The 26414-nt window shown below is 71.6% G+C and carries 26 protein-coding genes; 10 read left to right on the plus strand and 16 right to left on the minus strand.

Translation table 11 applies throughout. The features are described 5' to 3' along the window. Positions 1-143: 143 nt before the first annotated feature. Complete coding sequence (locus tag ACICHK_RS24885) at positions 144-497, plus strand: ATP-binding protein (protein ID WP_406838621.1); 354 nt, start codon at positions 144-146, stop codon at positions 495-497. A 115-nt stretch (positions 498-612) separates the two neighbouring features. On the opposite strand, the gene ACICHK_RS24890 is transcribed toward ACICHK_RS24885, so the two are convergent. The 5 genes from ACICHK_RS24890 to afsQ1 all read right to left on the minus strand — a co-directional run bounded on the left by ACICHK_RS24890 (position 613) and on the right by afsQ1 (position 4450). Then, positions 613-816, minus strand: coding sequence for a PspC domain-containing protein (locus ACICHK_RS24890; RefSeq protein WP_103550199.1), 204 nt, complete (start codon positions 814-816; stop codon positions 613-615). A gap of 114 nt (positions 817-930) precedes the next feature. Next, a complete protein-coding gene (locus tag ACICHK_RS24895) occupies positions 931-1482 on the minus strand; it encodes a VanZ family protein (protein ID WP_151469084.1) in 552 nt (183 codons plus the stop codon). 63 nt (positions 1483-1545) lie between these two features. Further along, positions 1546-2196, minus strand: coding sequence for a hypothetical protein (locus ACICHK_RS24900; RefSeq protein ID WP_225860463.1), 651 nt, complete (start codon positions 2194-2196; stop codon positions 1546-1548). After that, positions 2193-3776 carry an ATP-binding protein gene (locus ACICHK_RS24905; protein WP_406838622.1) on the minus strand — a complete coding sequence of 528 codons (1584 nt, stop codon included), beginning with the start codon at positions 3774-3776 and terminating at the stop codon, positions 2193-2195. The genes ACICHK_RS24900 and ACICHK_RS24905 overlap by 4 nt, the downstream gene beginning before the upstream one ends. Beyond that, positions 3773-4450, minus strand: a complete 678-nt coding sequence (gene afsQ1, locus ACICHK_RS24910; RefSeq protein ID WP_037625670.1) for a two-component system response regulator AfsQ1 — start codon at positions 4448-4450, stop codon at positions 3773-3775. Before afsQ1 ends, ACICHK_RS24905 begins: the two co-directional genes overlap by 4 nt. Before the next feature lie 296 nt (positions 4451-4746). On the opposite strand from afsQ1, the gene ACICHK_RS24915 reads away from it, so the two are divergent. Then, positions 4747-5544 (plus strand): SigE family RNA polymerase sigma factor, encoded by a 798-nt coding sequence (locus ACICHK_RS24915; protein ID WP_406838623.1) that lies wholly within the window; start codon positions 4747-4749, stop codon positions 5542-5544. 234 nt (positions 5545-5778) lie between these two features. On the opposite strand, the gene ACICHK_RS24920 is transcribed toward ACICHK_RS24915, so the two are convergent. Continuing rightward, positions 5779-6417, minus strand: coding sequence for a uridine kinase (locus ACICHK_RS24920; protein ID WP_406838624.1), 639 nt, complete (start codon positions 6415-6417; stop codon positions 5779-5781). A gap of 250 nt (positions 6418-6667) precedes the next feature. Here ACICHK_RS24920 and ACICHK_RS24925 point away from each other — a divergent pair, with 250 nt between their 5' ends. Continuing rightward, entirely contained in the window at positions 6668-7075 is a 408-nt protein-coding gene (locus tag ACICHK_RS24925) for a hypothetical protein (protein WP_406838625.1), read from the plus strand. A gap of 143 nt (positions 7076-7218) precedes the next feature. On the opposite strand, the gene ACICHK_RS24930 is transcribed toward ACICHK_RS24925, so the two are convergent. The 4 genes from ACICHK_RS24930 to ACICHK_RS24945 all read right to left on the minus strand — a co-directional run bounded on the left by ACICHK_RS24930 (position 7219) and on the right by ACICHK_RS24945 (position 11794). After that, a complete protein-coding gene (locus ACICHK_RS24930; protein WP_406838626.1) occupies positions 7219-8124 on the minus strand; it encodes an aldehyde dehydrogenase family protein in 906 nt (301 codons plus the stop codon). Then, on the minus strand, positions 8125-9582 hold the full coding sequence (locus tag ACICHK_RS24935; protein ID WP_406838627.1) for an aldehyde dehydrogenase family protein: 1458 nt from the start codon (positions 9580-9582) through the stop codon (positions 8125-8127). It lies immediately after the preceding gene. Positions 9583-9588: 6 nt separating this feature from the next. Beyond that, a complete protein-coding gene (gene deoC / locus ACICHK_RS24940; protein ID WP_406841314.1) occupies positions 9589-10536 on the minus strand; it encodes a deoxyribose-phosphate aldolase in 948 nt (315 codons plus the stop codon). Between the two features lie 394 nt (positions 10537-10930). Further along, a complete protein-coding gene (locus ACICHK_RS24945; RefSeq protein WP_406838628.1) occupies positions 10931-11794 on the minus strand; it encodes a class I SAM-dependent methyltransferase in 864 nt (287 codons plus the stop codon). A 73-nt stretch (positions 11795-11867) separates the two neighbouring features. Between ACICHK_RS24945 and ACICHK_RS24950 the strand changes: the two genes are divergently transcribed. From ACICHK_RS24950 to ACICHK_RS24965, 4 genes are all read left to right on the plus strand, one after another. Further along, positions 11868-12308 carry a helix-turn-helix domain-containing protein gene (locus tag ACICHK_RS24950; protein ID WP_406838629.1) on the plus strand — a complete coding sequence of 147 codons (441 nt, stop codon included), beginning with the start codon at positions 11868-11870 and terminating at the stop codon, positions 12306-12308. A 52-nt stretch (positions 12309-12360) separates the two neighbouring features. Beyond that, positions 12361-13038 (plus strand): PH domain-containing protein, encoded by a 678-nt coding sequence (locus tag ACICHK_RS24955; protein WP_406838630.1) that lies wholly within the window; start codon positions 12361-12363, stop codon positions 13036-13038. A 90-nt stretch (positions 13039-13128) separates the two neighbouring features. Beyond that, positions 13129-13590, plus strand: a complete 462-nt coding sequence (locus ACICHK_RS24960) for a hypothetical protein (protein WP_406838631.1) — start codon at positions 13129-13131, stop codon at positions 13588-13590. Between the two features lie 208 nt (positions 13591-13798). Beyond that, positions 13799-14986: a phospholipase D-like domain-containing protein gene (locus ACICHK_RS24965; RefSeq protein ID WP_151469075.1), complete on the plus strand. Its 1188-nt coding sequence runs from the start codon at positions 13799-13801 to the stop codon at positions 14984-14986. Between the two features lie 105 nt (positions 14987-15091). Here the strand turns inward: ACICHK_RS24965 and ACICHK_RS24970 are convergent, their stop codons facing one another. The 4 genes from ACICHK_RS24970 to ACICHK_RS24985 all read right to left on the minus strand — a co-directional run bounded on the left by ACICHK_RS24970 (position 15092) and on the right by ACICHK_RS24985 (position 19753). After that, the gene (locus ACICHK_RS24970) at positions 15092-16312 is read right to left on the minus strand and encodes a hypothetical protein (protein WP_406838632.1); all 1221 of its coding nucleotides are present in this window, start codon (positions 16310-16312) and stop codon (positions 15092-15094) included. A 178-nt stretch (positions 16313-16490) separates the two neighbouring features. Further along, on the minus strand, positions 16491-18122 hold the full coding sequence (locus tag ACICHK_RS24975) for a phospho-sugar mutase (RefSeq protein ID WP_406838633.1): 1632 nt from the start codon (positions 18120-18122) through the stop codon (positions 16491-16493). 85 nt (positions 18123-18207) lie between these two features. Continuing rightward, a complete protein-coding gene (locus tag ACICHK_RS24980; protein WP_103554657.1) occupies positions 18208-19032 on the minus strand; it encodes a purine-nucleoside phosphorylase in 825 nt (274 codons plus the stop codon). A gap of 283 nt (positions 19033-19315) precedes the next feature. Beyond that, entirely contained in the window at positions 19316-19753 is a 438-nt protein-coding gene (locus ACICHK_RS24985; RefSeq protein WP_151469073.1) for a gamma-glutamylcyclotransferase, read from the minus strand. Between the two features lie 107 nt (positions 19754-19860). Here ACICHK_RS24985 and ACICHK_RS24990 point away from each other — a divergent pair, with 107 nt between their 5' ends. Then, the gene (locus ACICHK_RS24990; RefSeq protein WP_151469072.1) at positions 19861-21309 is read left to right on the plus strand and encodes an NAD(P)H-quinone dehydrogenase; all 1449 of its coding nucleotides are present in this window, start codon (positions 19861-19863) and stop codon (positions 21307-21309) included. A gap of 167 nt (positions 21310-21476) precedes the next feature. Beyond that, complete coding sequence (locus tag ACICHK_RS24995; RefSeq protein WP_151469071.1) at positions 21477-22445, plus strand: DeoR/GlpR family DNA-binding transcription regulator; 969 nt, start codon at positions 21477-21479, stop codon at positions 22443-22445. A gap of 328 nt (positions 22446-22773) precedes the next feature. Here ACICHK_RS24995 and ACICHK_RS25000 read toward each other — a convergent pair whose 3' ends face one another. Together ACICHK_RS25000 and ACICHK_RS25005 are read right to left on the minus strand one after the other, a co-directional pair. Next, positions 22774-23319, minus strand: a complete 546-nt coding sequence (locus ACICHK_RS25000) for a TetR/AcrR family transcriptional regulator (protein WP_151469237.1) — start codon at positions 23317-23319, stop codon at positions 22774-22776. Positions 23320-23633: 314 nt separating this feature from the next. Beyond that, positions 23634-25406, minus strand: coding sequence for a biotin carboxylase N-terminal domain-containing protein (locus ACICHK_RS25005; protein WP_151469070.1), 1773 nt, complete (start codon positions 25404-25406; stop codon positions 23634-23636). A 353-nt stretch (positions 25407-25759) separates the two neighbouring features. Here ACICHK_RS25005 and ACICHK_RS25010 point away from each other — a divergent pair, with 353 nt between their 5' ends. After that, positions 25760-26389: a hypothetical protein gene (locus ACICHK_RS25010; protein WP_406838634.1), complete on the plus strand. Its 630-nt coding sequence runs from the start codon at positions 25760-25762 to the stop codon at positions 26387-26389. Positions 26390-26414 lie beyond the last annotated feature (25 nt).

Genomic DNA, 26414 nt, shown 5'->3' on the forward strand with positions numbered 1-26414 from the left:
TCGGGGCGAACCGAAAGCGGCCGGGTCCTCACTTCTCCACCGTGATTCGGCCGCTTTTCGTTGTTTGCGGACGGCGGGAGAGCGTGTTTACGGTTCTGGGCCGCTCATATCCCCGTCTCACCCACCCCAAGGACGCATTCACGATGAAGCAGTCTGCCGCCAAGACCCTCGGTGTCGCCGCTCTCGGCGCCGCTTTCGCCGCCGTCGGCGCGGGTGCCGCGAACGCCGCCCCGGCCGTGCCGGACACCTCACCGGCGCTGGACGCCGTCACCAGGACGCTGCCCGCCGAGAAGGACGCCTCCTCGCTGCCCGGCACCGCTCAGGCGCTCGCCCAGAGCCAGGGCGCCCTCGGCATGGGCATGGCCGCCGCACAGCCCGCCGCCGCGGGTGCGTTCGCCGGCGGCCCGACCGCGCCCGCGGCCGGACTGCTCGGGGGGATGCCGGTGCAGGGACTGCCCACGCACGGTGTGCCGGTCAACGGGATCCCGCTGGGCTGACACCGTCCGTCGACGCCCTCCGTACGGCCGGACGCCGGTGGGGCACACCCTTGTCGGGTGTGCCCCACCGGCGTCCGCCGTCCGTCCGCCCGGTCGCCGCCGGGTGTCCGCCCCGTCACCAGGCGGTGCGGGAGACCTTGTCCTCGGACGGGAAGAGGATCCACAGCGCTATGTAGAGCAGGAACTGCGGGCCGGGCAGCAGACAGGACAGGAGGAAGACGACGCGCATCGTCGTGGCCGAGGTGCCGAAGCGCCGTGCCAGCGCAGCACAGACTCCGCCGATCATGCGGCCGTTCGTGGGGCGGGCAAGGGCGGTCATGGTGGCTCCTTCGCGAACCGTCGTCGAGTACCGGCGGGGCCGGCTTCGTCGTTCTCATCGGCGCCTTCACCGATGTCTTCGACGCTACGGGGACGAAGCGCGCGATACCTCGCTCTAGGGGGCGATCCCGACCCTGGGAATCGTCGGGGTCCGACCCTGAGCGTGGTCCTCCCGCAGGACGTCCGCCCGGCGCCGCGTCTCGGCCCTGCGGCGGAACCGGGCCCTCGCGACGGGCACGACCGCGAGGTGCGCGAGGGCCACGCCGAGGGAGTTCAGCATGATCGAGTCGATGTCCACGACCTGGCCCGGCACCCCGGTCTGCAGCAGCTCTATGCCCAGCGACAGCAGCACGCCGGCCGCGGTCGTCCGCAGGAGCGAGCCGAGCGGGGAGACGGCGAGCCTGCCGCCCGCCATCGGGAGCAGCACACCCAGCGGGGCGAGCAGACCGAGGCCCGCGGCGATACGCCGGGCCGCCGTCTCGGGGTCCAGCGCGAGATCGGCTCTGATGCCCGCGAAAGGCCGCAGATTGGCGGCGCTCACCCAGGGGACGTCCAGCGGACGCAGCGTGATCCAGGCGACGAGCGCCAGATGTGCGACGAGGAGGACACCTCCTGCCACACGGACGCGGGCGACGGCGCTGCCGTCCTCAGAACCTTGACGCTGCACGCCCCCCAAGACGCGGCCTCCGGCACGATCGGTTCCGCTGCGGTGGTTTTCGGCCCCGTAGCGTTACGAAGTCCGGACAGCCGTCGACATCGGGGCCGTGTCGCCCGGGGCGGCGCGCACCTCGGGGGTGCACTCGTAGCTGCGCAGGGCGGAGGGGGCGGGACCGCCCAGGACGACGCTGCCGTCGTCCCGCGCCGCGGCCGAGTCCGAGAAGGTGCAGACGATCTGGGCGAGGGCCGTCGGGGTGAGGTCCTTCGGCGAGGTGCTCAGCCGCAGCGTGTCCTCGGGATCCCCGTCGCGGGGCCCGCTCACCGTCATGCCGCCGCGGACGTCCGTCGTGTACCCGGCCTGCTCCTCGGGCGTCGACGGCGTCTCGGCGAGCTCGTCCAGCAGCGCCTGGGCCACCAGGACCCGGCGCGCCGACTCCGCCGTACCGTCCGGGATGCGCACCGACCGGTCGACCGTCACCAGCTGTTCCGAGCAGAGCAGGAACACCTGGACGGGCACACCGTGCGCGGCCTGGGTGGTGATGTCGGGGCCGGAGAGGGCGCAGGGCACCCGGGAGGGCGCCGGACCGAAGTCGGTGGGCACCTGGGTGGGACGGATGCCGCACCCCGTGAGCAGCACGCCGAGCAGCGGGACGGCCAGCCAGGGCAGCACCCCGCGCCGGGAGGGCGCGGGTGTCCGTGGGCCGGTGGGGTGTGCGGTGGTCATCCGGCGGTGCCTTCCGTGCCGTTCCCGGGCGCGGAGCCGTCACGGTCCCGCGGGTCGCCGGCGAGCAGTTCCGACGCGTCCTGGGGCAGGCGCAGCGTGAACACGGCCCCGCCCTCGGGAGAGTTCGCCGCGGTGATCTCGCCGCCGTGGATGTGCGCGTTCTCCAGGGCGATGGACAGGCCCAGACCGCTGCCCTCGGAACGCGGGCGGGACGCGCTGGCCTTGTAGAACCGGTCGAAGACGTGCGGCAGGACGTCCTCGGGGATGCCGGGACCGTGGTCCCGCACCTCGATGACCAGTTCCTCGCCCTCCACCCGCACCGACACCCGCACCGGCGAACCGCCGTGCTTGAGCGCGTTGCCGATCAGGTTCGCCAGGATCACGTCGAGGCGGCGCGGATCGAGCCGGGCCATGATGCCGCGGTCGGCGTCCAGGTCGACGGCGTCCAGCCACGCGCGCGCGTCGATGCACGCGGTGATCTGGTCGGCGATGTCCACGTCGTCGAGGACGATACGGGCGGTGCCCGCGTCGAAGCGGGTCACCTCCATCAGGTTCTCGACGAGGTCGCCCAGGCGGCGAGTCTCGCTGACGACCAGCCGTACGGCCGGCTCGATCATCGGGTCGACGCTGCCGGTCTGCGCGTCCAGTTCCTCCTCGAGGATCTCGGTGACGGCGGTGATCGCGGTGAGCGGTGTGCGCAGTTCGTGGGACATGTCGGCGACGAACCGGCGGGACGCCTCGTCCCGGGCGCTCATGTCCGCGACCCGTTTCTCCAGCGCCTCCGCCGTCCGGTTGAACGTCCGTGACAGATCGGCGAGTTCGTCCGTGCCGGAGACCCGCAGCCGGGTGTCCAGCTTGCCCTCGCCGAGCCGGCGGGCCGCGATGCCGAGGCGGTGGACCGGCTTGAGGACCGTGGTCGCGGCGGCCTGGGCGAGCAGCGCCGAGCCGATCAGCGCGAGCCCCGTCGCGATCCCCAGCGACCAGGCGAGGGAGTTGAGGTCCTTGGCCTCCGGTTCGAGCGATTTGAGCATGTAGCCGGTCGTGCTGCCGTCGATCACCCGGGCTCCGCCCACGAGGTACGACTTGTCGTGCTGGGTGATCCGCTGCCAGTACAGGTGGTACGCGGACTTGTTCGTCGAGGACAGCGGCTGCTGCTTGTTCACCGCCTTCCGGAGGGACTTGGGGACGTCCTCCAGGGTGAACGTGTCCAGCTCGGAGTTGCCGGTGATCATCTTGCCGTCGACGTCCTCGGCGGTCAGCAGCACGCTGAAGCGCTGGCTGCTGTTCGCCATCTGCCCCGCCGTGCGCTGGAGTTCGTCCTGCGCCGGGTGCACGGGCAGCATGCTCGCGTGGTTGCGCATCTCCTGCTGGAAATCGCGCAGCACCGCGTCCTGGGTGCGCGTCAGTACGGCCTCGCGGTTGAGCCAGTACGCGATGCCCGACGCGGACACGGCGGCGGTGAGCGCCACCAGCCCGAACACCACGACCAGGCGCAGCCGCAGACTGGTGAAGCGCAGACCGGACAGCAACGCCTTGCGCGCCGCGGCCCAGCCGCGGAGCTTGTCCTGCGGTTTGGTCACTGAGGGTTGTCCAGCCGGTAGCCGACGCCGCGAACGGTACGGATCAGGGTGGGCGAGGACGGCACGTCCTCCACCTTGGCGCGCAGCCGCTGCACACAGGCGTCGACCAGGCGCGAGTCGCCCAGGTAGTCGTGCTCCCACACCAGACGCAGCAACTGCTGCCGGGACAGGGCCTGTCCGGGCCTGCGGCTCAGCTCCAGGAGCAACCTCAGCTCGGTGGGCGTCAGTTGCAGGTCCTCACCGTTCTTGGTGACCGTCATCGCGGCCCGGTCGATGACCAGCGAGCCGAACGACGCCGAGTCGTTCGCCTCCCGCTCGCCGCGGCGCAGCACGGCCCGGATCCGGGCGTCGAGCACCCGGCCCTGCACCGGCTTGACGACGTAGTCGTCGGCGCCGGACTCCAGCCCGACCACGACGTCGATGTCGTCACTGCGCGCGGTCAGCAGGATGATCGGCAGCTGGTCGGTGCGCCGGATGCGCCGGCACACCTCGAATCCGTCGATGCCGGGCAGCATCACGTCCAGCACGATCAGATCCGGTCGCTGCTCGCGCAGCAGCTTCAGACCGTCCTCACCGGTGGCAGCGGTGGCCACCCGGTGTCCCTGGCGCGTCAAAGAGAGCTCCAGGGCCGTCCGGATGGCGTCGTCGTCCTCGATCAGCAACAGGGAAGGCACGGACGTCATTCTGACCCATGTCATGCTCGGGTATCGACTGTTGGAGCGCTCCCACTCGTCTCCCGGGCGCAACGAAGGCCCTCTCGGGCAGAGTCCGGGGCCCGAGTGGTCATCTGCGTAGTCGTACCGCTCTTCTCTGTGATCGCGCTGTGGCGCGCCCGGTGACGTCCCCTGTGACAGGTCTGTGACAGTCGGCGGACAAGGCCATGAAGTCGGCCCGGCAAGCTTTTCCACACAAGGCAGGACGCACGACGGAACGAACCGAAGATCCGGGACTCCACGACGGGGGGCGCGAGATGAACACGCTGCACAGCACCAGCACTAGCGCAGTTGTCACGCGGCTCCACGACGTCACCCGGGCCACGGAGAAGTCCGGCAACGTGAGCAGCGGACGGGGGTGCGCTCGCGGAGCCGGGCGTCAGCACACCGCGTACATGACGGTGGTTGACGGTTTCACGGGGGAGAACACCACGGCGGCCGCCGCCGTGGGCACGACGGGGTGGAAGGCTCACGGGGGAGCCGCGTACGGGGAGGTCACGGGGGAGCGTCGTTCCGGGACGGGGAGCGCGGAGGCCGAAGCGGCCTTCACCGCCTACGTCCAGGAGCGCCGCGCCTCCCTGTACGCAACCGCCTACCACCTGACCGGTGACCGCTTCGAGGCCGAGGACCTGCTGCAGAGCGCGCTGTTCTCGACCTACCGGGCCTGGGACCGGATCAGCGACAAGGCCGCGGTCGGGGGCTACCTCCGCCGCACCATGACGAACCTGCACATCAGCGCGTGGCGCCGCCGCAAGCTGAACGAGTACCCGACCGAGGAACTGCCGGAGACGCCCGGTGACACGGACGCGATGCGCGGCACCGAGCTGCGCGCGGTCCTGTGGCAGGCGCTGGCCCGGCTGCCCGAACTCCAGCGCACGATGCTGGTCCTCCGTTACTACGAGGGCCGCACCGACCCGGAGATCGCGGAGATCCTCGGCATCAGTGTCGGCACGGTGAAGTCCAGCATCTGGCGGTCGCTCCGCCGGATGCGCGAGGACGAGGTCCTCAGCTTCGGCCGTGACGAGGAGGAGTCCTTCGGGGAGCTCGTCGCCTGAGGGTCTGAGGAACGGGGGCCGGCTCCGGGGGGAGCCGGTGACGGGGGGAGTCGGTTCCGGGGGGAGCCGACGCCGAACGGGGTCACGGGGAAACGGGTCACGGGGGTTCGACCGTGTCACGGGGGACCACGGGGGAAACGGAAGAAGGTCCAGGCGGTCGGGGGTCCGCCTGGACCTTCTTTCGTTCGCGCGTTCTCGGGCGCACCGCCGGAGCGACGGCTTCCGGGTGCGGTTCTACGCCGCCGTCGTGGGAGCGGACGCCCGCTGTGCGGCCGCGGCGGCCGTCAGCCGGACGAGTGCCTCGTCCCGGTCGCAGGGGTGGGCGCCCAGGGCGGCCTGGCGCGCCACGATGGAGCGCTCGGCGCGCATCAGCCGCCAGCCGCGCCGCAGCAGGAAGGGGACCGACTTGCGGCCCTCCTTCAGGTCCCGCACGAAACGGCGCCGGAACGTGGTGACCGCGCCCCGGGACAGGCACAACGCGTCGGCGAGGACGCCGAGTTCGCGGCAGCGCTCGACGATCTCGGCGGCGAAGATCCCCTCCGCGATGAACAGCGGTGACCCGTCGATGCCCAGGGCCTCGGTGCCGGTGCGGGCGCTCAGGGAGATGTCGTAGACGGGGATGGTCGTACGTCCCGTACGGCACAGTTCCTCGATCGCGGCGACGGCGGTGTCCGCGTCCCACGACAGCGGGTGGTCCCAGTCGATGTCAGCGCTGCCCTCGACCTGGGGCAGCGTCGGGTCACCGGCTTCTTTGTAGAAGTCGTCGAGGCGGAGCACCGGAAGCCCGGAGGCGGCGGCGAGAAGGGACTTCCCGGAACCGGAGGGACCGCAGAGCAGTACCACGCGGGCGGGTATCGGGAGAGGGGAACCCAATGGTCTGCACCTTCTGTCACGGGTCCGGCGACGCCGCGCGTCGACGCGGCTCCCCGCCATTATCCCCGGCTTTGCCGTATGCACGGACCGATGACGGGCGGATGTGACGAGTGGCGCTGATATGCCTGTTGACCCGCAGGGGCGAATCCACCGCATTGGCCGCCCGGGGCGCGATCCCCTTCAACTACTGTGCGTGTCGCGGCAATCGCACTCCGCTCTTCACTCTCCGCTAGTCAAAGAGGAATACCTGATGGCGCGACACGCAGCTCAGCGGAACACCCTGGCCCGTACGACGGCGCGGATCGCGGCGATGGTCGGCGTGGCCGCCGCCGGTGCGGCCGCGGCCACACCGGCCTTCGCGGACACGGCCTCCGCCGTCGACACCGTGCGCACCCGGTCCGCCTCGCTCGGCCACGTCGACCCGCAGACGGGGGCGAAGGAGCTGACCGGGACCGTGGGGCACGTCACGGCCCCCGTCGAGGGCCTCAAGCCCAACCCACTGGCCGGCACCGGTGTGGACCCGCTCGACAACGGCTTGGGCACCCAGGTGGGGGACTTCAAGCCGCTCTCCTCGAAGACGCTCACCGGGCCGGTGGCGCAGGCGCAGTCGGTCGGCAGCGTCCCGGGGGTCGGCCAGGCGGCCGGACTCCTGCGCTGAGCCCCGCCGCGGGCCTCTGGGGCCCCGGACATGAGAGAGCCGCGCTCCCGTCAGGGGAAGGCGCGGCTCTCTCATGTCCGGGGCCCCGGGGACACGGATCGGGGCCCCGGCGTCTCAGGGCGTCGGCCTCCCGGGGCCGGGGCTCAGTACGACGAGCCCCCGGCGCCCAGGGAACCGGTCGGGTGCCAGACCGTCTTCGTCTCCAGGAAGGCCGTCAGACGCTCGGTCCCGGGAGTCCGCGCGTAATCCACAGCCTGTGGACGGACGACGCGCTTCAGGTTGTCCGCGGCCGCGATCTCCAGCTCCTTCGCCAGCACCTCGTCCGCGCCGGCCAGGTCGATCGCGTTGACGTCCTGGTGCGCGGCCAGCGGGGCCGCGATCTCCGCGGTCCGGCCGGACAGGATGTTCACGACACCGCCGGGCACGTCGGAGGTGGCCAGCACCTCGCCCAGCGACAGCGCCGGGAGCGGGGACTTCTCGCTGGCGATCACGATCACCGTGTTGCCGGTGGCGATCACCGGGGCGATCACCGACACCAGACCGAGGAAGGACGACTCCTGCGGTGCCAGGACCGTCACCACGCCCGTCGGCTCGGGGGAGGAGAGGTTGAAGTACGGTCCCGCGACCGGGTTGCCGCCGCCCACGACCTGGGCGATCTTGTCGGTCCAGCCCGCGTACCAGATCCAGCGGTCGATCGCCGCGTCGACGACGGCCGCCGCCTTCGCCTTCGACAGACCCTCCGCGTCGGCCACCTCGCGGACGAACTGCTCCTTGCGGCCCTCCAGCATCTCGGCGACGCGGTACAGGACCTGGCCGCGGTTGTACGCGGTCGCGCCGGACCAGCCGCCGAACGCCTTGCGCGCGGCGACGACCGCGTCACGGGCGTCCTTGCGGCTCGACTGCGGCGCGTTCGCCAGCCACTTGCCCTTGGAGTCGCTCACCTCGTACACCCGGCCGCTCTCGGAACGCGGGAACTTGCCGCCCACGTACAGCTTGTAGGTCTTGAAGACGCTCAGACGCTGCTGCTCGGACTTCTCGGCTGCACTCATTTATCGCTCGCCCTCCGGGCTAGACGGGGCGAGGTACGCCTCCAGGCCGTGACGGCCGCCCTCGCGGCCGAAGCCCGACTCCTTGTACCCGCCGAACGGCGAGGTCGGGTCGAACTTGTTGAACGTGTTGGACCAGACGACACCCGCGCGGAGCTTGTTCGCCACGGCGAGGATCCGGGAGCCCTTCTCGGACCAGACGCCCGCCGAGAGGCCGTACGCGGAGTTGTTGGCCTTGGCGACCGCCTCGTCCGGGGTGCGGAACGTCAGGACGGACAGCACCGGACCGAAGATCTCGTCACGGGCGACGGTGTGCGCCTGGGTGACGTTCGTGAAGAGCGTCGGGGCGAACCAGTAGCCCGCGGACGGGAGCTCACAGGCCGGGGACCAGCGCTCGGCACCTTCCGCCTCGCCCTGTTCGACGAGCGAGGTGATGCGAGCGAGCTGCTCGGAGGAGTTGATCGCGCCGATGTCCGTGTTCTTGTCCAGCGGGTCGCCGAGGCGCAGCGTCGACAGACGGCGCTTGAGCGAGTCGAGCAGCTCGTCGTGGATCGACTCCTGGACCAGCAGCCGCGAACCCGCGCAGCAGACCTGGCCCTGGTTGAAGAAGATGCCGCTGACGATGCCCTCGACGGCCTGGTCGATCGGGGCGTCGTCGAAGACGATGTTCGCGCCCTTGCCGCCCAGTTCGAGCGTGACCTTCTTGTGCGAGCCCGCGACCGTCCGCGCGATCTCCTTGCCCACGGCCGTGGAGCCGGTGAAGGCGACCTTGTCCACGTCCGGGTGCGCGACCAGCGCCGCGCCCGCGTCGCCGTACCCGGGAAGGATGTTGACGACACCCTTGGGCAGGCCCGCCTGGCGGCAGATGTCCGCGAAGAACAGCGCCGTCAGGGGCGTGGTCTCCGCGGGCTTGAGGACGACCGTGTTGCCGGTCGCGAGGGCCGGGGCGATCTTCCACGCCAGCATCAGCAGCGGGAAGTTCCACGGGATGACCTGGCCCGCGACGCCCAGCGGACGCGGGTTCGCGCCGAAACCGGCGTGGTCGAGCTTGTCGGCCCAGCCCGCGTAGTAGAAGAAGTGCGCGGCGACCAGGGGGAGGTCCGCGTCGCGGGTCTCCTTGATCGGCTTGCCGTTGTCCAGCGTCTCCAGGACCGCCAGCTCGCGGCTGCGCTCCTGGATGATCCGCGCGATGCGGAACAGGTACTTGGCGCGCTCGGAGCCCGGCAGCGCGGACCACTTCACGAACGCCTTGCGGGCCGCCTTCACCGCGCGGTCGACGTCCGCCTCGCCCGCCTGGGCGATCTCGGAGAGGACCTCCTCGCTGGAGGGGGAGACGGTCTTGAAGACCTTGCCCTCGGCGGCCTCGGTGAACTCACCGTCGATGAACAGGCCGTAGGAGGGGGCGATGTCGACGACGGAGCGGGACTCGGGCGCCGGTGCGTATTCGAATGCGGAAGCCATGATGGATCAGTCCACCGTCACGTAGTCGGGGCCGGAGTAGCGGCCGGTGGCCAGCTTCTGACGCTGCATCAGCAGGTCGTTCAGGAGCGAGGACGCGCCGAAGCGGAACCAGTGGTTGTCCAGCCAGTCCTCGCCCGCGGTCTCGTTCACCAGGACCAGGAACTTGACGGCGTCCTTGGTGGTGCGGATGCCGCCGGCCGGCTTCACGCCGACCTGCACGCCGGTCTGGGCGCGGAAGTCGCGGACGGCCTCCAGCATCAGCAGCGTGTTCGCGGGCGTCGCGTTCACGGCCACCTTGCCGGTGGAGGTCTTGATGAAGTCGGCTCCGGCCAGCATGCCGAGCCAGCTCGCCCGCCGGATGTTGTCGTACGTCGACAGCTCGCCGGTCTCGAAGATGACCTTCAGGCGGGCTGCGCCCGAGGCCTCCTTCACGGCGACGATCTCGTCGTACACCTTCAAGTATCTGCCCGCGAGGAACGCCCCGCGGTCGATGACCATGTCGATCTCGTCGGCGCCCGCAGCGACGGCGTCGCGGACGTCGGCCAGCTTCACGGCGAGCGCGGCGCGGCCGGCCGGGAACGCGGTCGCGACCGAGGCGACCTTCACCCCGGAGCCGGCGACGGCCTCCTTCGCGACGGCCACCATGTCGGGATAGACGCAGACCGCCGCCGTGGTGGGCGTCGTGCGGTCGGTCGGGTCCGGGAGGACCGCCTTGGCGCCGAGCGCCCGGACCTTGCCCGGGGTGTCCGCGCCTTCCAGCGTCGTCAGGTCGACCATCGAGATGGCGAGGTCGATGGCGTACGCCTTCGCGGTGGTCTTGATGGAACGGGTACCGAGCGAGGCGGCGCGCGCCTCCAGGCCGACCGCGTCGACGCCGGGCAGCCCGTGGAGGAAGCGGCGCAGCGTGCTGTCGGACGCAGTCACGTCGCCGAGTGCGTGGGCAGAGGTGGGCATGGTCACCAGACGAGCATATCTACGCGCGTAGCGGCTTGTACAGCCCCAGGGTCCCCGGGGCATTTTTTGCCCCCGGGCCGCCCCCTCGGAACCAGCCCGATCCCGGAACCCGGGGTTTCCCCGCCCCCCAAGCGTTTTTTCGCCCCCTCCGCCCCTACCCGACCCGTACCCGGGGGCGCTGCCCCCGGACCCCCGCTCCTCAAACGCCGGAGGGGCTGGATTTCGCACCCGCAGTCGGCCGCGCGCGGGAGGGGCCGTGCCGGTACATCGAATGCCCGCAGGCCGGACGGATCAGAACCCCCCCTGCGCTTCACAGCGCCGCTGGGATCCGTTCGGATGCGGGCGGATGTACCGGCGCGGCCCCGACCCCCCCACCCACCGGAGCCGAACCCGATCACCGGCCGGAGGCCCGCGCGTCGATCTGCCAGCACGCCGCCGTGAAGCGAACCTCCGCCCCGTGGACGAACGGCTCGAACGCGGCACGGACCGCCGGAACGACCCGGCCCCGGGTCGCCTCGTCCGCGTCACGCAGGGCGATCCCGACCGGCCCGAACCGGCTGAAGTACGGAGTCAGCTCCTTCTCCGGCATGACGCAGACCGCGTCGACGGGCCGGACGCCGACCCCGTCCCAGCCGCTCGCCTCCAGCAGCCGGCGCACCTTGTCCGCGTCCGCCAGCGCGAACTGCCCCGGTGCGTCGGGATCACGCGCGGGCAGGTCCGGCATGAGCGGCGCCGCGGCGCGCTCCGCCGTCGTCATGAACGGGTTCTCCGCGACGTCCCGCCAGACGACGAACCGCAGCACGGCGCCGGCCCTCACCGCCCGCCGCAGGTTGGTGAAGGCCCGCACCGGATCGGCGAAGAACATGACGCCGAAGCGGGAGACGACCGCGTCGAAGGCCGGGGGCCCGAAGACGTGGTCCTGCGCGTCGGCGCGGACGAAGGAGGCGGCCACCCCCTCCCGCTCCGCCCGGGCGCGCGCGGCCTCCACCATCGGCTCCGAGATGTCGACGCCGACGCACCGGCCCCCGGGACCGAGCCGGCGCGCGACGGCCACCGTCGTACCGCCCGTGCCGCAGCCGACATCGAGGACCCGGCCCCCCTGCCCGGCCGGGAACGCCTCGACGAGCAGCTCCTCCAGCGGCGCGAACAACGCGTCCACCATGTCCTGGGACTCGACCCAGGCGTTCCCGGCCGGGCCGTTCCAGCGCTTCGACTGCTCCTCGCCCACCGTGCCGTCCGCCCCGCGACCGGCTTCCATGACGCCTCCCGTGCTTGCCCTCGTGGTCTGGAGATGACAGCGTCCTACTTCAAGCCGACTTGAGGTCAAGAGGATGCCGGACCTGGACATCGCCGAAGTGGCACGCCGCGCCGAAGTGCCGGCTTCGACCCTGCGGTACTACGAGGAGAAGGGGCTCATCGCCCCGACGGGCAGGCGCGGCCTGCGACGGCAGTACGACCCCGCCGTGCTGGAACGGCTGGCGCTGATCGCGATCGGGCGTTCCGCCGGGTTCTCGCTGGACGAGATCGCCCGGATGTTCGCGCCGGACGGGCGCCCGCGCATCGAGCCCCGGACCCTTCTCGACAAGGCCGACGAACTGGACCGGACGATCCGCGAGCTCGCGGTCCTGCGCGACTCCCTGCGGCACACCGCCGCCTGCCCGGCGCCGAGCCACATGGAATGCCCGACGTTCCGCCGGATGCTCGAGGACGTCGTGTCCGGCGCGCTCGCGGTGCCCGGGAGGCGGGCGCGGCGAGGTTTTTCGCGATCGTAGCGAGACCTCGCCGAGCTCAAGTGATCCGCACGCGTCGGGCACAATCGGGACCATGACGACCCCCGACCACCAGTCACCCCTTCCGGACGCCTCGCGACCCGAGGCCAGGGACCGGATCTACCGGTCGCCCGCCGGTATCGCGGGCGGCGTCCTCCTGCTCCTCATCGTGGGCTGGCTCGGCCTCGACGCGCTGATCTCCGGACACGGCCGCACCCCTTGGCTGGCGCTCGCCGGGCTGATCCTCATCGTCCCGGTCGTGATCGCCTTCACCCTGCGTCCCGCCGTCTACGCCAACGAGGACCGGCTGCGCATCCGCAACCCGCTGCGCGTGATCGTGCTCCCCTGGGGCAAGGTCGCCTCGCTGCGCTCGCACTACTCGAACGAGGTGGTCGACACCTCGGGCACGAAGTACCAGCTGTGGTCGGTGCCGGTGTCGCTGCGCGCCCGCAAGAAGGCGTCCAGGCAGCCGGTGCAGGGGCAGGCCGGCCGCGGCGGCGACGGCCGCCCGTCGTCCCTGGGCCGCGGGTCCGCCTTCGGCCGGGGTGCCGCCGCCGACGCGCCGTCCCGCGCCGAGACCGACCGGGTCATGGACGAACTGCGGGAGCTGGCCGAGGCCAGGGCCGCCGCGGACGGCGCGCAGGGCGAGGTCACGGTGCGCTGGGCGTACGAGGTGATGGGCCCGGCGCTCGCCGGCGCCGTCGTCCTGGCGATCCTGCTGATCACGGGCTGAGCCCGTCCGCCCCGGAACCGGCCGCCTCTCTGGAACCGACCGCCTCCTCCGGAACCGGCCGCCCCTCCGGAACCGACCGAGGCGGAACGCATGACCGGCGACAGTTCCTACGCGAGTCGTCCGGAATACCTTCCGGACTTCATGAACGACCCGCACGACGACGACGGCCGACAGGTCGTGAAATTGAATCTCGCCGAGAACCGTGAACTGGCGGCGGCGACCCTGAGCAGGTTTCCGGCGGCCTCCGGGGACGTGATCGACTTCGAATCCGCTGCGTACCGAGAACGTCTCCGGTGGGACGACGAGGAGCACTGGGCGGGGATGGCGGCGGAATTGCTCTCCCCGTACGTGCGGCGGGGGGAGCGGGTCGCGGTCGTCCGGGGGAACCATGTGATGCCCGTCGTCACGATGCCCGCGGACGTCGCGGTGCGGCACGCGCGGGACATCCTGGACGCCGGGCCGCACTTCTGGATCCATCCGCTCGGGCACCCCGTTCTCATCGAATGCCTGATGGACGGGCAGGTGACCGTCGCCGCCATCCCGGAGGGTTAGATTCCCCCAGTCCTTCGGGGCCGTTCCTCGCGCACCGGTGCCCGCACACCCCGGCGCCCTCCGAACCGTGGCTGACGCTTCGTTATGCTCATGCGGCTGTGCCGAGTCCAGCTGTTTCACATGTCCATAAACGAACCCGATGCTGCCTTTCGGGCCTTTTGTAGGGGCGTAAGTTTTGCATAGAACTGTGCGAGTCCGCTTTTCACGTATGGTTTTGGCCCTGGTGATGTCCCTGGGCGTCGCTCTCGGTTCCGGCGCGCCGAGCCACGCGACGAATGCGCTGTCCAACAACGCCGTCTTCAACAATCCGAACGACGCGACGGACAAATACGCGATCCAGAACTACCTGACAGGTCTGATCGACGGGACCCCGGCGGGCGCGACGATCCGTCTTTCCTTCTACGCCTTCAACTCGCAGGCCTATTACGACGCCCTGGTGAACGCGTACCGGCGTGGCGTCAACGTCAAGATCGTCGCGGACGACTACGCGCCGTCGTCCGGCGTCCAGAAGACGACCGCCGACCTGAAGAGCGTGCTGGGGGACGACCCCGCCGCCGGTTCGTACGTCCTGCTGTGCCACGGCGGCTGCATCGAGCACAACACCGCCGGCGACATCATCAACCACAACAAGTTCTACCTGTTCACCAGCACGTCCGGCAGTTCCGACGTGGTGGTCCAGTCGTCAGCCAACATGATCTCCACGACCTCGGGCGTGAACGGCGGCATCAACGCCTGGAACAACGCGCTGACCGTGGTCGACCAGCCCGACATCTACCAGGCCTACATCGACCGCTTCACGGCGCTGAAGGCGGCCCAGATGTCCGGTGCGGCGTCGAGCGTCGACTACACGACGGTGGCGGCCACCAACGCGACGACGGGCACCAGCGCGAAGGCGTACTTCTTCCCCCAGCAGGACACGAGCAAGAACGTCATCCTCGACATCCTCGGCAATGTGGACTGCTCGAACGGGGGCAGCGTGCACATGGCCATGTACGACATCAAGGACGTGGCCGTCGCCCAGAAGCTGAAGAGCCTCGACGACGCCGGTTGCACCGTGCACGCCGTCTACACCGACCAGGGCACGTCCGACGACAGCGCGGTCACCGCGCTCAGCGCCTGCGGTCCGCACAACGGCGTGGCCGTCTACCGGTTCGACAAGACGGCCCCTCCCGCCGCCATGGTGCACTCGAAGTACCTTCTGGTCGACGCCGGGTACCTGGGTTCCGCGCAGCAGATCATCTGGACGGGCAGCGTCAACTACACCTCCCAGTCGCTGCACGCCAACGACGAGTCGCTGCTGAAGTACAGCGGGACACCGAGCGTGTACAACGCGTACGAGTCGAACAACACCACGCTCGAACAGCTCGGTGCCTACAGCCGCGCGGGAACCTGCTGAGGGTCCGCGGACGAACGGCGCCCGGCCCGCCCGCGACCGCGGGCGGGCCGGGCGCCGTTCGCGGAGGGCGGGGAAACAGCCGGCGGGGCCGGCGCCGACGTGGGATCAGGGCGCGCTCGGCCACACCAGGACCATGTACGCGCCGCAGTACGCCGAACCCAGCACCGCGGCCGTCAGGAACAGGGTGCGGAAGCGGCGTGAGGCGCGGGTCAGGTGGAGGGCCACGGGGAGCAGCAGCGGGAAGCCGGGGAGCAGGAAGCGGGCGCGCGGGAAGTAGACGCCGCCGCTGCCGAGGACGATCAGCAGCAGGACCCCGGTGAAGACCAGCAGCGGGAGCGGCTGGCGGTCCCCCGTGCAGAGCGCGTACAGCGCCACCGCCGCCAGCAGGGTCACGGTCACCATCACCAGGAACAGCTCGGGCGAGGAGTTCTGCGCCAGCACCTCCCGCAGTCGGCGCACGGTCTCCGCACCGCCGTCCCAGTCGTTGTGCCACAGCCGCTGCACGGCGAAGTAGCCGTCCCAGCGGCCCAGTCTGAAGCCCACCCAGCCCACGTACGCGAGCCAGCCCGCCGGAGCCAGGGCGGCCGCCGCGAGCGCCCGGACCGTGAAGCCGCGGCGCAGCGACAGCAGCGCGGTCACGGTCACGGCGGCGGCCACCGCGACACCGGTGGGCCGGGTCAGCCCAGCCAGCGCCGCCAGCGAGGCCGCCCACAGCGGCCGGCCGGTGAGCACCGCGTACAGCGCCCACGCGGCGAACGCGGTGAACAGCGACTCCGTGTAGCCCATCCACTGGACCAGGCCCACGGGCAGGGCCGCCCACAGCACGGTCAGCAGCACACCCGCGCGACGGCCGTGCAGGTGGCTGCCCACCGCGTGGACGCCCCAGGCGGCGGCGAAGGAGCACACGACCGAGATCGCCAGCCCGGTCGAGGCGCGCGAGCCGGGCGTCAGGGCCGCGACCGCCTTGACGAGGACCGGGTAGAGCGGGAAGAAGGCCAGGTTGTTCGCGTCGAACGCGGTGCCCAGATGGCGCGCGTACCCGTGGTCGGCGATGCCGAGGTACCAGTTCGCGTCCCATTGGGCCGCCAGGATCGGCCAGACGCCGTGATGTCTGCGGTGGGCCCAGAGCGCGAGGGCGAGCAGACCGGTGAGGCGGACGGCCGCGTAGGCGAGGAGGGCGGGGGCCGCGTGCCGCAGGGGGGCGCGGACCACGGCGAGGAGACCGGCCGCGCCGGGCGCGCGCCGGGCGGCCGGGACGCCGGGGACGGTCCCGCCCGGGGCGCTCCGGGGCGGGGCGGACGTCGGCCGGGAATCGGTCGAGGGCACGCGGCGGCTCCTGGGACTCGATGGTGCGCTGCCGGTAACCGTTCCTCGGTCGTCCGGTGGCGCACGGGAGCGCTGCGTCAAGTGCCGTGCGGAAATCACCCTTAAGGAGGGTGGGTGCGCGTGTCAGGGCCCCGGTGCGGCGGACGCGCCGCCGCACCGGGGCCCTGGACGGAGGCGGTCAGATGCCGGCCGCGGCCGACAGGTCCCGCTTGATCGCCGTCAGCAGTTCCGCGGCCTTCGCGTGGGCCTCCGGGAGACCGTCGTGGCCGCCGACGGGCACCACGACCTCCAGGTAGCACTTCAGCTTGGGCTCGGTGCCGCTCGGCCGGACGATGACCCGGGCGCCGTCCAGCGTGTAGCGCAGGCCGTCCGTGGGCGGCAGCTTGTCCGTCCCCCGCGTCAGGTCCTCGGCCTTCGTGATGGCCAGGCCCGCGAGCTCCGTGGGCGGCTGCTCGCGCAGCCGGCGCATGGCGTTCGCGATGACCGAGAGGTCCTCCACCCGCACCGAGAGCTGGTCGGTGGCGTGCAGCCCGTACGCGACGGCGATGTCGTCGAGGAGGTCGAGCAGGGTCCGGCCCCGCTCCTTGAGCTCCGAGGCCAGCTCGGTGATCAGGAGGGCGGCGGTGATGCCGTCCTTGTCGCGCACGCCCTCGGGGTCGACGCAGTAGCCGAGCGCCTCCTCGTAGCCGAACCGCAGGCCCTCCACGCGGGCGATCCACTTGAAGCCGGTGAGGGTCTCCTCGTACGGCAGGCCCGCGCCCTCGGCGATCCGGCCGAGCAGCGAGGAGGAGACGATCGACTCGGCGAAGACGCCGCGCGCGCCCCGTCGCACCAGGTGCTCGGCGAGCAGCGCGCCGACCTCGTCGCCGCGCAGCATGCGCCAGTCGGCGCCGTCCCTCACGGCCACGGCGCACCGGTCGGCGTCCGGGTCGTTGGCGATGACCAGGTCGGGTTCCGCCGCGCGGGCCGCCGCGAAGGCGAGGTCCATCGCGCCGGGCTCCTCCGGGTTGGGGAAGGCGACGGTCGGGAAGTCCGGGTCGGGCTCCGCCTGCTCGGCGACGAGCACCGGCTCCGGGAAGCCGGCGCGCGCGAAGGCGGCGAGCAGCACGTCCTTGCCGACGCCGTGCATGGCCGTGTAGACGGTGCGGGCGGTGCGCGGCGAGCCCTCGGCGAGGACGGCGTCCGTACGGGCCAGATAGGCGTCCAGGACGTCCTCGCCCAGGGTCTCCCAGCCGGAGTCGGGGCGGGGCACGTCGGCGAGCGCGCGGACCGCGGCGATCTCGGCGGCGATCTCCGCGTCGGCCGGCGGGACGATCTGGGAGCCGTCGCCGAGGTAGACCTTGTAGCCGTTGTCGCGGGGCGGGTTGTGGCTGGCGGTGACCTCCACGCCCGCGACCGCGCCGAGGTGCCTTATGGCGTAGGCGAGGACGGGGGTGGGCAGCGGCCGGGGCAGGACGGCGGCGCGCAGGCCCGCGCCCGTCATCACGGCCGCGGTGTCGCGGGCGAAGTCCGCGGACTTGTGGCGGGCGTCGTAGCCGATCACCACGAGTCCGCCGGTCCGCCCCTTGGCCTTGAGATACGCGGCGAGTCCGGCCGCGGCCCGGATGACCACGCTGCGGTTCATCCGCATCGGTCCGGCGCCGAGTTCACCGCGCAGGCCCGCGGTGCCGAACTGGAGCGTCCCGCTGAAGCGGGCGGTCAGCTCGGTGACGTCCCCCGCCTCCACGAGCTTGGCGAGTTCGTCACGGGTCTCCGCGTCGGGGTCCTCGGCCAGCCACGCCTCGGCCCGCGCGACGATGTCGTCCTGCACCTGGGGTGCACCTCTCTTCGGTCGTACGGCTTCCGTGTGCCCGGGTCGTTCCGCCCCCGGCACCGGGGGCACGCGACCCTGTCGCCTACAGACGATCCAGCACCTGGGTCAGGAGTTCCCCCATGCGCGCGGCCGAGTCGCGGCCCGCCTGGAGGACTTCCTCGTGGTTGAGGGGCTCGCCCGTCATGCCGGCGGCGAGGTTGGTGACGAGGGAGATGCCGAGCACCTCGGCGCCCGCCTCGCGCGCGGCGATGGCCTCGAGGGTCGTCGACATGCCCACCAGGTCGGCGCCGATGACACGGGCCATCCGGATCTCGGCGGGGGTCTCGTAGTGCGGGCCGGGGAACTGGGCGTAGACGCCCTCCTCCAGCGTGGGGTCGACCTCCTTGCACAGCGCGCGCAGCCGCGGCGAGTACAGGTCGGTGAGGTCGACGAAGTTCGCGCCGACGATCGGCGAGGTGGCCGTCAGGTTGATGTGGTCGCTGATCAGCACGGGCTGACCGGGGCGCATGCCCTCGCGCAGACCGCCGCAGCCGTTGGTGAGGACGATGGTCTTGCAGCCGGCGGCGACGGCGGTACGGACGCCGTGCGCGACGGCGGCGACACCGCGGCCCTCGTAGTAGTGGGTGCGGCCGAGGAAGACCAGGGCGCGCTTGTCGCCGATCCGGTACGAGCGGATCCTGCCGCCGTGCCCCTCGACGGCCGGTGCCGGGAAGCCGGGCAGCTCGGTGACCGGGAAGTCGGCCTCGGGGGTGCCGAGGGCGTCCACGGCGGGAGCCCAGCCGGAGCCCATCACGAGGGCGACGTCGTGGGTCTCGGCGCCCGTCAGCTCACGCAGGCGCGTGGCGGCGGCGTCGGCGGCGGCGTGGGGGTCGCCCTGGATGTCGTCCGGAAGAAGAGATGCGTTCACGCGCAAGAGCGTAGCCGGTCTGGGCCTACGCGCGTAGATGACGGGGCTCACGGTCTTGCGATCGTTGTCTTGTCGTTTCCGACAAATGGGTGAGACCGAGGCCACGGCGAGGGCGCGTCATGACGGGCCGGGACGGGCGGGCGGGTGGGAGACGCGCCGCGGAGCGGCGGGGTGACGAGGGCACCCTTGCCACGGAGCGAGACGGGTGGGCCGGTGGGAAAACCGCCGCGGAGCGGCACGGATTCCGCCGCGGAGCGGCGGGGCGCGCCGGTAGGGGCGGGGCTCAGCAGGGCCGCTTGCGCAGCTCCATGACGTAGTCGTGCGGCGCCCCCGCCGACTCGGCGGCGTCCGCGACCTCGCCCAGGTAACGCGCCGAGGGCAGTCCTCCCTCGTACCCGTTCAGTACGTACACCCACGCGGCTTCCTCGCCCTCCAGTGTGTGCACACGTACACGTATCCGCCGGTAGATGTCGAGGCCGACACCCTCCCAGCGGTCCATGGAGTCCTCGTCCGGCGGTGCGATGTCGTACAGCGCCACGAAGACCTGGGACCCCGGCGCCTCGACGATCGTCGCGAGCGCCCCCTCCCAGCCCATGTGCTCGCCGCCGAAGGTCAGCCGCCAGCCGTTCAGCCAGCCCGTGGCGCGCAGCGGCGAGTGCGGGGCGCGGCGCGTCATGAGCCGGGAATCGAGATTGCCGGCGTACGCGGCGTAGAGCGACATGGGGTCGAGGGTACGGCAGCGGCACGTACGCCTCTCGCGTAACAAAGTGGTGCGGATGCCCCGGTCCCGGGGCCCCTGGGCGGAAGCACCTTGAAGCGTGCGGGACAATGGAGTACGTGACTCGGATCGTGATCATCGGTGGCGGACCCGGCGGATATGAAGCGGCGCTGGTGGCCGCGCAGCTCGGCGCGGAGGTGACCGTCGTCGACTGCGACGGTCTGGGCGGGGCGTCGGTGCTCACCGACTGCGTGCCGTCGAAGACTCTCATCGCCACGGCCGAGGTGATGACGACCTTCGACTCCTCCTACGAGGAGCTGGGGATCATCGTCGCCGACGACACCCCTCCGCTGGAGCAGGCGGCCAAGGTGGTCGGCGTCGACCTCGGCAAGGTCAACCGGCGTGTGAAGCGCCTCGCGCTCGCCCAGTCGCACGACATCACCGCCTCGGTGACCCGCGCCGGCGCCCGGGTCCTGCGCGGCCGCGGACGGCTGGAGGGCATGCAGGCCCTGGACGGCTCCCGCAAGGTCGTCGTGAGCGCCGCGGACGGCACCGAGGAGACCCTCACCGCCGACGCCGTGCTCATCGCCACCGGCGGGCACCCGCGCGAGCTGCCCGACGCACAGCCCGACGGCGAGCGCATCCTGAACTGGACCCAGGTCTACGACCTCGACGAGCTGCCCGAGGAACTCATCGTGGTCGGCTCCGGCGTCACCGGCGCCGAGTTCGCCGGCGCCTACCAGGCGCTCGGCTCCCGCGTCACCCTCGTCTCCAGCCGCGACCGCGTGCTGCCGGGCGAGGACCCGGACGCCGCCGCGGTCCTGGAGGACGTCTTCCGCCGCCGCGGCATGAACGTCATGGCCCGCTCCCGCGCCGAGTCCGCCAAGCGGGTCGGCGACCGGGTCGAGGTCACGCTCGCCGACGGCCGGGTCATCAGCGGCACGCACTGCCTGATGGCCGTCGGCGCGATCCCCAACAGCGCGGGCATGGGCCTGGAGGAGGCCGGGGTCAGGCTCCGCGACTCCGGGCACATCTGGACCGACAAGGTCTCGCGCACGACCGCCCCGGGCGTGTACGCGGCCGGTGACGTGACCGGCGTCTTCGCCCTCGCGTCCGTCGCCGCCATGCAGGGCCGCATCGCGATGTACCACTTCCTCGGCGACGCGGTGGCCCCGCTGAACCTGAAGACGGTCTCCTCGAACGTCTTCACCGACCCCGAGATCGCCACCGTCGGCTACACCCAGGCGGACGTCGACGCGGGCAAGATCGACGCCCGGGTCGTGAAGCTGCCGCTGCTGCGCAACCCGCGCGCCAAGATGCAGGGCATCCGCGACGGCTTCGTCAAGATCTTCTGCCGTCCCGGCACCGGCATCGTGGTCGGCGGTGTGGTCGTCTCCCCGCGCGCCTCGGAGCTGATCCACCCCATCTCGATCGCGGTCGACAACAATCTGACGGTCGAACAGATCGCGAACGCGTTCACCGTGTACCCCTCCCTGTCCGGCTCGATCGCCGAGGTGGCACGGCAGCTGCACACCCGGAAGACCGCGGGCGAGGGCTGACGACCTGGGCCGACTCCCCGCCGGTCACGGGGAGTCGGTGACCGCGCGCGGGGCGGGGGCGGCGCGAGTGGACACGTATACCACTCGACACCATGCCATGCGAACAACTTCTGTTATTCGGCGCAAACTGCTGAAAGCAGACGGTCGTTGGGGTTACTGTCAGTTTCGTGTTCGCTGCAGAACGTCGCCAATTGATCCTCGAAATGGTGCGAGCGAACGGGGCCGTGTCGCTCCGTGAGCTCGCCCGCGTCGTCCAGACCTCCGAAGTGACCGTACGGCGGGACGTGCGCGCGCTGGAGGCAGAAGGACTCCTCGACCGCCGGCACGGCGGTGCGGTATTGCCGGGCGGTTTCACGCGGGAGTCCGGCTTTCCGCAGAAATCGCATCTCGCGACCGCCGAGAAGACGGCCATCGCCGATCTCGCCGCGGGTCTCGTCGAAGAGGGCGAGGCCATCGTGGTGGGGGCGGGTACCACCACGCAGGAGCTGGCCCGCCGGCTCGCGCGGGTGCCCGGTCTGACCGTCGTCACCAACTCCCTGTTGGTGGCCCAGGCGTTGGCCCACGCCAACCGCGTGGAGGTCGTGATGACCGGCGGCACCCTGCGCGGTTCCAACTACGCCCTGGTCGGCTCGGGCGCGGAGCAGTCCCTGCAGGGGCTGCGCGTCTCCCGGGCGTTCCTGTCCGGGAGCGGTCTGACCGCCGAGCGGGGACTCTCCACGTCCAACATGCTCTCGGCGTCCGTGGACCGCGCCCTCGTCCAGGCCGCCGCGGAGGTCGTGGTCCTCGCCGACCACACCAAGCTCGGGACGGACACCATGTTCCAGACCGTGCCGACCGACCTCATCACCCGCCTGGTCACGGACGAACCGCCCGCCCACGACGACCGTGCGGCCACCGAACTGCAGGCCCTGGCCGATCAGGGCGTACAGATCGCGGTGGCGGGGTCGTCGGCGTCGGGCGGTACGGGAGGGGATCCGCTCCCGGCGGGGCGCCAGCCGCGTCGGGACGTACCGCTCCCGGGCCCGCGCCGCGGCCAGGTGGTCCCGGGCTCGGGACCGCAACTACGGAGCGCGACGGTGATGGGGGACCAGCCCCCGGCCGAAAGGGCACGGGTGGCCGATCTCCGACGCCGCTGAGCGGTGCCGGGCCGTGACGCCGATGGCCGGATCACCCGTCCGGCCGTCCGACCGGGCCGGTTCACGACGGCAGGCGGCCGAGCCGGGCCGGTGCACGAGCCCGGGTTCCTCGCCCGGCCGTGCCGGATCGGCTCACGGAATCGAGCCGTCGGACGGGTCGGCTCGCGGATTCGGGCCGTCCAGCCGGTTCGGCTCACGACGTCCGGCCGTCCAGCCGGACGGATCGCGGCATCGGGCCGCTGGCCAGGTGGTCAACAGCCAGGTGGTCAACGGCATCGGGCCGTCCAGCCGGGTCGGCCCACGGCTTCGGACCGCGAGCCGGGACGGGTCACGGTTTCAGGCCGCGCAGGGTCAGGTTCAGCAGGCGGTCGGCCAGCGCGGGGTCGTCCGCGGTCTCCTCCGCCGCCAGCGCGATGGCGTTGGTCAGCTGGAGGAGATCACCGATCGAGACGTCGGGGCGTACGGCCCCCGACTCCTGGGCGCGGAGCAGCAGGGCGCTGCCCGCCTCACGCATCGGGCCACTGCACCGGGCGAGGTGTGAACCCTCGTCCCGCGAGGCCGACATGAGGGCGCGCGCGAGCCCTCGGTACTCACCCGCGTGCGTGACGATCTCGCGCAGCCACTCCACCAGGGCGGTGCAGGGCTGCGGGGCGTCGAGCAACTCACGCGAGCGGGCCAGCAGATCGCTCACGGCCTCCTCGAAGACCGCGCTCATCAAGGCGTGCCGATTCGGGAAGTGCCGGTACAGCGTGCCGATTCCGACTCCCGCGCGCCGGGCCACGTCCTCCAGGGACGCGTCCGTGCCGTGCTCGGCGAACGCGGAGCGCGCCTCGGCGAGCAGCCGCCCGTGATTGCGCCGGGCGTCCGCGCGCATCACGCGCGGCGCTCCCGGAACCCTGGCGGCCCCGGACGTCCCGGCCGACTCCCTCGCGGTCGCGCCCACCATGGCCTCCACCTGCCCTCTCCCACCGCCCGGCTGCGCTCCAGGATGCCACCGGCGGCTTCCGGGCGGACGCCCACGGGTTCCGCGCCGACGGCTCGAAGCATCGTGGACGGTTGCGCGGACGGGGAGCCGAGCGCCGTCGGGGACGGGATCCCCCCGCACGGGAAAGCGCCCGGCGGACCGCAGGGGCGGTCCGCCGGGCGCTTCCGACGGGACGGGACGGACGCGTCGTCCGTCCGTGGTGCTCAGTCCTTGATCTCGCAGATGGGGGCGCCGGAGGTGACGGAGGCGCCGACCTCCGCGCTCAGGCCCTTGATGGTGCCGGAGCGGTGCGCGTTCAGGGGCTGTTCCATCTTCATGGCCTCCAGGACGACGATCAGATCGCCCTCCTTGACCTCCTGGCCCTCCTCGACGGCCACCTTGACGATGGTGCCCTGCATCGGGGAGGCGAGGGTGTCGCCCGAGGCGACCGGGCCGGACTTCTTCGCGGCCCGGCGCTTGGGCTTGGCGCCCGCGGCCAGACCGGTACGGGCCAGCGACATGCCCAGCGAGACGGGCAGCGAGACCTCGAGGCGCTTGCCGCCGACCTCGACGACCACCGTCTCGCGGCCGGGCTCGTCCTCGGTCTCGGCGTCGGCCGGGGCGGCGAACGGCTTGATCTCGTTGACGAACTCGGTCTCGATCCAGCGGGTGTGGACCGTGAACGGGTCCTCCGAGCCGGTGAGCTCGGGGGCGAACGCCGGGTCCTCGACCACCGCGCGGTGGAAGGGGATCGCCGTGGCCATGCCCTCGACGTTGAACTCGGCGAGCGCGCGGGCGGCGCGCTGGAGGGCCTGCTTGCGGGTGGCGCCGGTGACGATCAGCTTGGCGAGCAGGGAGTCCCAGGCCGGGCCGATGACGCTGCCGGACTCGACGCCCGCGTCCAGGCGGACACCGGGGCCGGTCGGCGGCGCGAAGGCCGTGACCGTGCCGGGGGCGGGCAGGAAGTTGCGGCCCGGGTCCTCGCCGTTGATGCGGAACTCGATGGAGTGGCCACGCAGTTCCGGGTCGCCGTAGCCCAGTTCCTCACCGTCGGCGATGCGGAACATCTCGCGCACCAGGTCGATGCCGGCGACCTCCTCGGTGACCGGGTGCTCGACCTGCAGGCGGGTGTTGACCTCCAGGAAGGAGATCGTGCCGTCCATGCCGACCAGGAACTCGACCGTGCCGGCGCCGACGTAGCCGGCCTCCTTCAGGATCGCCTTGGAGGACGAGTACAGCTCCGCCACCTGCGCCTCGGAGAGGAACGGGGCGGGGGCTTCCTCGACCAGCTTCTGGTGGCGGCGCTGCAGCGAGCAGTCACGCGTGGACACGACGACCACGTTGCCGTGCTGGTCGGCCAGGCACTGGGTCTCCACGTGCCGGGGCTTGTCGAGGTAGCGCTCCACGAAGCACTCGCCCCGGCCGAAGGCCGCGACCGCCTCGCGCACCGCCGACTCGTACAGCTCCGGCACCTCTTCCAGGGTCCGGGCGACCTTCAGACCGCGACCGCCGCCACCGAACGCGGCCTTGATCGCGATCGGCAGACCGTGCTGCTCGGCGAACGCGACGACCTCCTCCGCACCCGAGACCGGGTCCGGGGTGCCGGCCACCAGCGGCGCACCCGCGCGCTGCGCGATGTGCCGGGCGGCGACCTTGTCGCCCAGGTCGCGGATCGCCTGCGGCGGCGGGCCGATCCAGATCAGCCCCGCGTCGAGAACGGCCTGGGCGAAGTCCGCGTTCTCCGAAAGGAAGCCGTAACCCGGATGGATGGCATCCGCGCCCGAGTCCTTGGCGGCCTGCAGCACCTTGGCGAAGTCCAGGTAACTGGAGGCCGGGGTGTCACCGCCCAGCGCGAACGCCTCGTCCGCCGCACGGACATGCAGAGCGTCCCGGTCCGGTTCCGCATACACGGCAACGCTCGCGATCCCGGCATCCCGACATGCTCGGGCCACGCGGACAGCGATTTCGCCACGGTTGGCGATGAGCACCTTGCGCACGATGGCTCCCTCCTTGAAAACAAGCCGAGTTTAGGGACAGCCAACACGACGTTTCGAGCTGTCCCCAGTGGTGAGCTTGCCCACACGGAGCGTGATACGAGGCTCGCCCTACCCTCGAAATCCCTTGTCGTGCCAAGGCACGTGGGAATCCTTCCCTGAACCCTAGCCCTCAGGTGTGGCCAAGGTCTCTGTGACTCCGTGCTGCGGCCCACAACGATTCTTTGTCGAGTCCCTACGAATGGCCCAACGATTCTTTGCCCTCGACGGAACCCTTGTCCCTGGGTTTACCCGTTAGTAGCGTTCGGGATGTCTGGAACGTACTTGGGGTAACAGCACGGAAGTGGGTGGGGCCGGTGGTGCGCAGACCGCTGGTGTGGATGGCGGCGATCGTGCTCTTCGTGGAGGCGGTGGGCATCGCCCTCCTCAACTGGTTCCTCGGCATGGTCGTCGACCGCCAGGACATGTCGATGGCGGGACTCGACTCCGACCTTATGGCGCGGTCGTCGAAGATCGGTGGAGTGGTCTTCGGCCTCTACTTCCTGGCGTGTGCCGTGTCCACCCTGCTGGTCGCGCTCCGCCGGCGCCCGCCCGGTCTTTTCGGGCGTGTCCTGCTGATCAGCGCAGCCGTGGCGCACGCCCTGCTCGGCGCCTTCACGGTGGGGCTGGTGGGCTGGGGAGCCTTTACCTTCATGATGGTCGTCTTCGCGTTGATCGTGTTCACCCTTCTGGCGTACGACCCCCGGGAGACCGGTCCCGTCGACGCCGCGCCGGAGACCGGCGGAACGGGTGACGACGAGGGGGGCGCCGCCGAGGCGGGCGGCACCGTACCCGCCGGGAGCGCCGACGCGGCGGGCCCGGACTCGGGCGAGGACACCACCGCGGGGAAGGTCGACCTCGGCAAGGGTGCCGACACGAAGGGCGTCGAGGCGATGGACGCCGTCGAGGAGGAGCCCGCGGTCGCCGTGGCCGCCTCGGCCTCCTGACGGCGCCTCGATCCCCTTCCCGGCC

Source organism: Streptomyces sp. AHU1, assembly GCF_045343905.1.
Lineage (GTDB): Bacteria > Actinomycetota > Actinomycetes > Streptomycetales > Streptomycetaceae > Streptomyces > Streptomyces triticiradicis.

What these genes read in the sequence shown, in the direction of transcription:
- ACICHK_RS24945 (WP_406838628.1), bottom strand. Translation starts at nt 11,794, where the DNA reads ATGGAAGCCGGTCGCGGGGCGGACGGCACGGTGGGCGAGGAGCAGTCG.
- ACICHK_RS24965 (WP_151469075.1), top strand. Translation starts at nt 13,799, where the DNA reads ATGGTTTTGGCCCTGGTGATGTCCCTGGGCGTCGCTCTCGGTTCCGGC.
- ACICHK_RS24930 (WP_406838626.1), bottom strand. Translation starts at nt 8,124, where the DNA reads ATGAGTGCAGCCGAGAAGTCCGAGCAGCAGCGTCTGAGCGTCTTCAAG.
- ACICHK_RS24915 (WP_406838623.1), top strand. Translation starts at nt 4,747, where the DNA reads ATGAACACGCTGCACAGCACCAGCACTAGCGCAGTTGTCACGCGGCTC.
- ACICHK_RS24925 (WP_406838625.1), top strand. Translation starts at nt 6,668, where the DNA reads ATGGCGCGACACGCAGCTCAGCGGAACACCCTGGCCCGTACGACGGCG.
- ACICHK_RS24985 (WP_151469073.1), bottom strand. Translation starts at nt 19,753, where the DNA reads ATGTCGCTCTACGCCGCGTACGCCGGCAATCTCGATTCCCGGCTCATG.
- deoC (WP_406841314.1), bottom strand. Translation starts at nt 10,536, where the DNA reads ATGCCCACCTCTGCCCACGCACTCGGCGACGTGACTGCGTCCGACAGC.
- ACICHK_RS24890 (WP_103550199.1), bottom strand. Translation starts at nt 816, where the DNA reads ATGACCGCCCTTGCCCGCCCCACGAACGGCCGCATGATCGGCGGAGTC.
- ACICHK_RS24955 (WP_406838630.1), top strand. Translation starts at nt 12,361, where the DNA reads ATGACGACCCCCGACCACCAGTCACCCCTTCCGGACGCCTCGCGACCC.
- ACICHK_RS24990 (WP_151469072.1), top strand. Translation starts at nt 19,861, where the DNA reads ATGGAGTACGTGACTCGGATCGTGATCATCGGTGGCGGACCCGGCGGA.
- ACICHK_RS25000 (WP_151469237.1), bottom strand. Translation starts at nt 23,319, where the DNA reads ATGCGCGCGGACGCCCGGCGCAATCACGGGCGGCTGCTCGCCGAGGCG.
- ACICHK_RS24885 (WP_406838621.1), top strand. Translation starts at nt 144, where the DNA reads ATGAAGCAGTCTGCCGCCAAGACCCTCGGTGTCGCCGCTCTCGGCGCC.
- ACICHK_RS24950 (WP_406838629.1), top strand. Translation starts at nt 11,868, where the DNA reads ATGCCGGACCTGGACATCGCCGAAGTGGCACGCCGCGCCGAAGTGCCG.
- ACICHK_RS24900 (WP_225860463.1), bottom strand. Translation starts at nt 2,196, where the DNA reads ATGACCACCGCACACCCCACCGGCCCACGGACACCCGCGCCCTCCCGG.
- ACICHK_RS24935 (WP_406838627.1), bottom strand. Translation starts at nt 9,582, where the DNA reads ATGGCTTCCGCATTCGAATACGCACCGGCGCCCGAGTCCCGCTCCGTC.
- ACICHK_RS24960 (WP_406838631.1), top strand. Translation starts at nt 13,129, where the DNA reads ATGACCGGCGACAGTTCCTACGCGAGTCGTCCGGAATACCTTCCGGAC.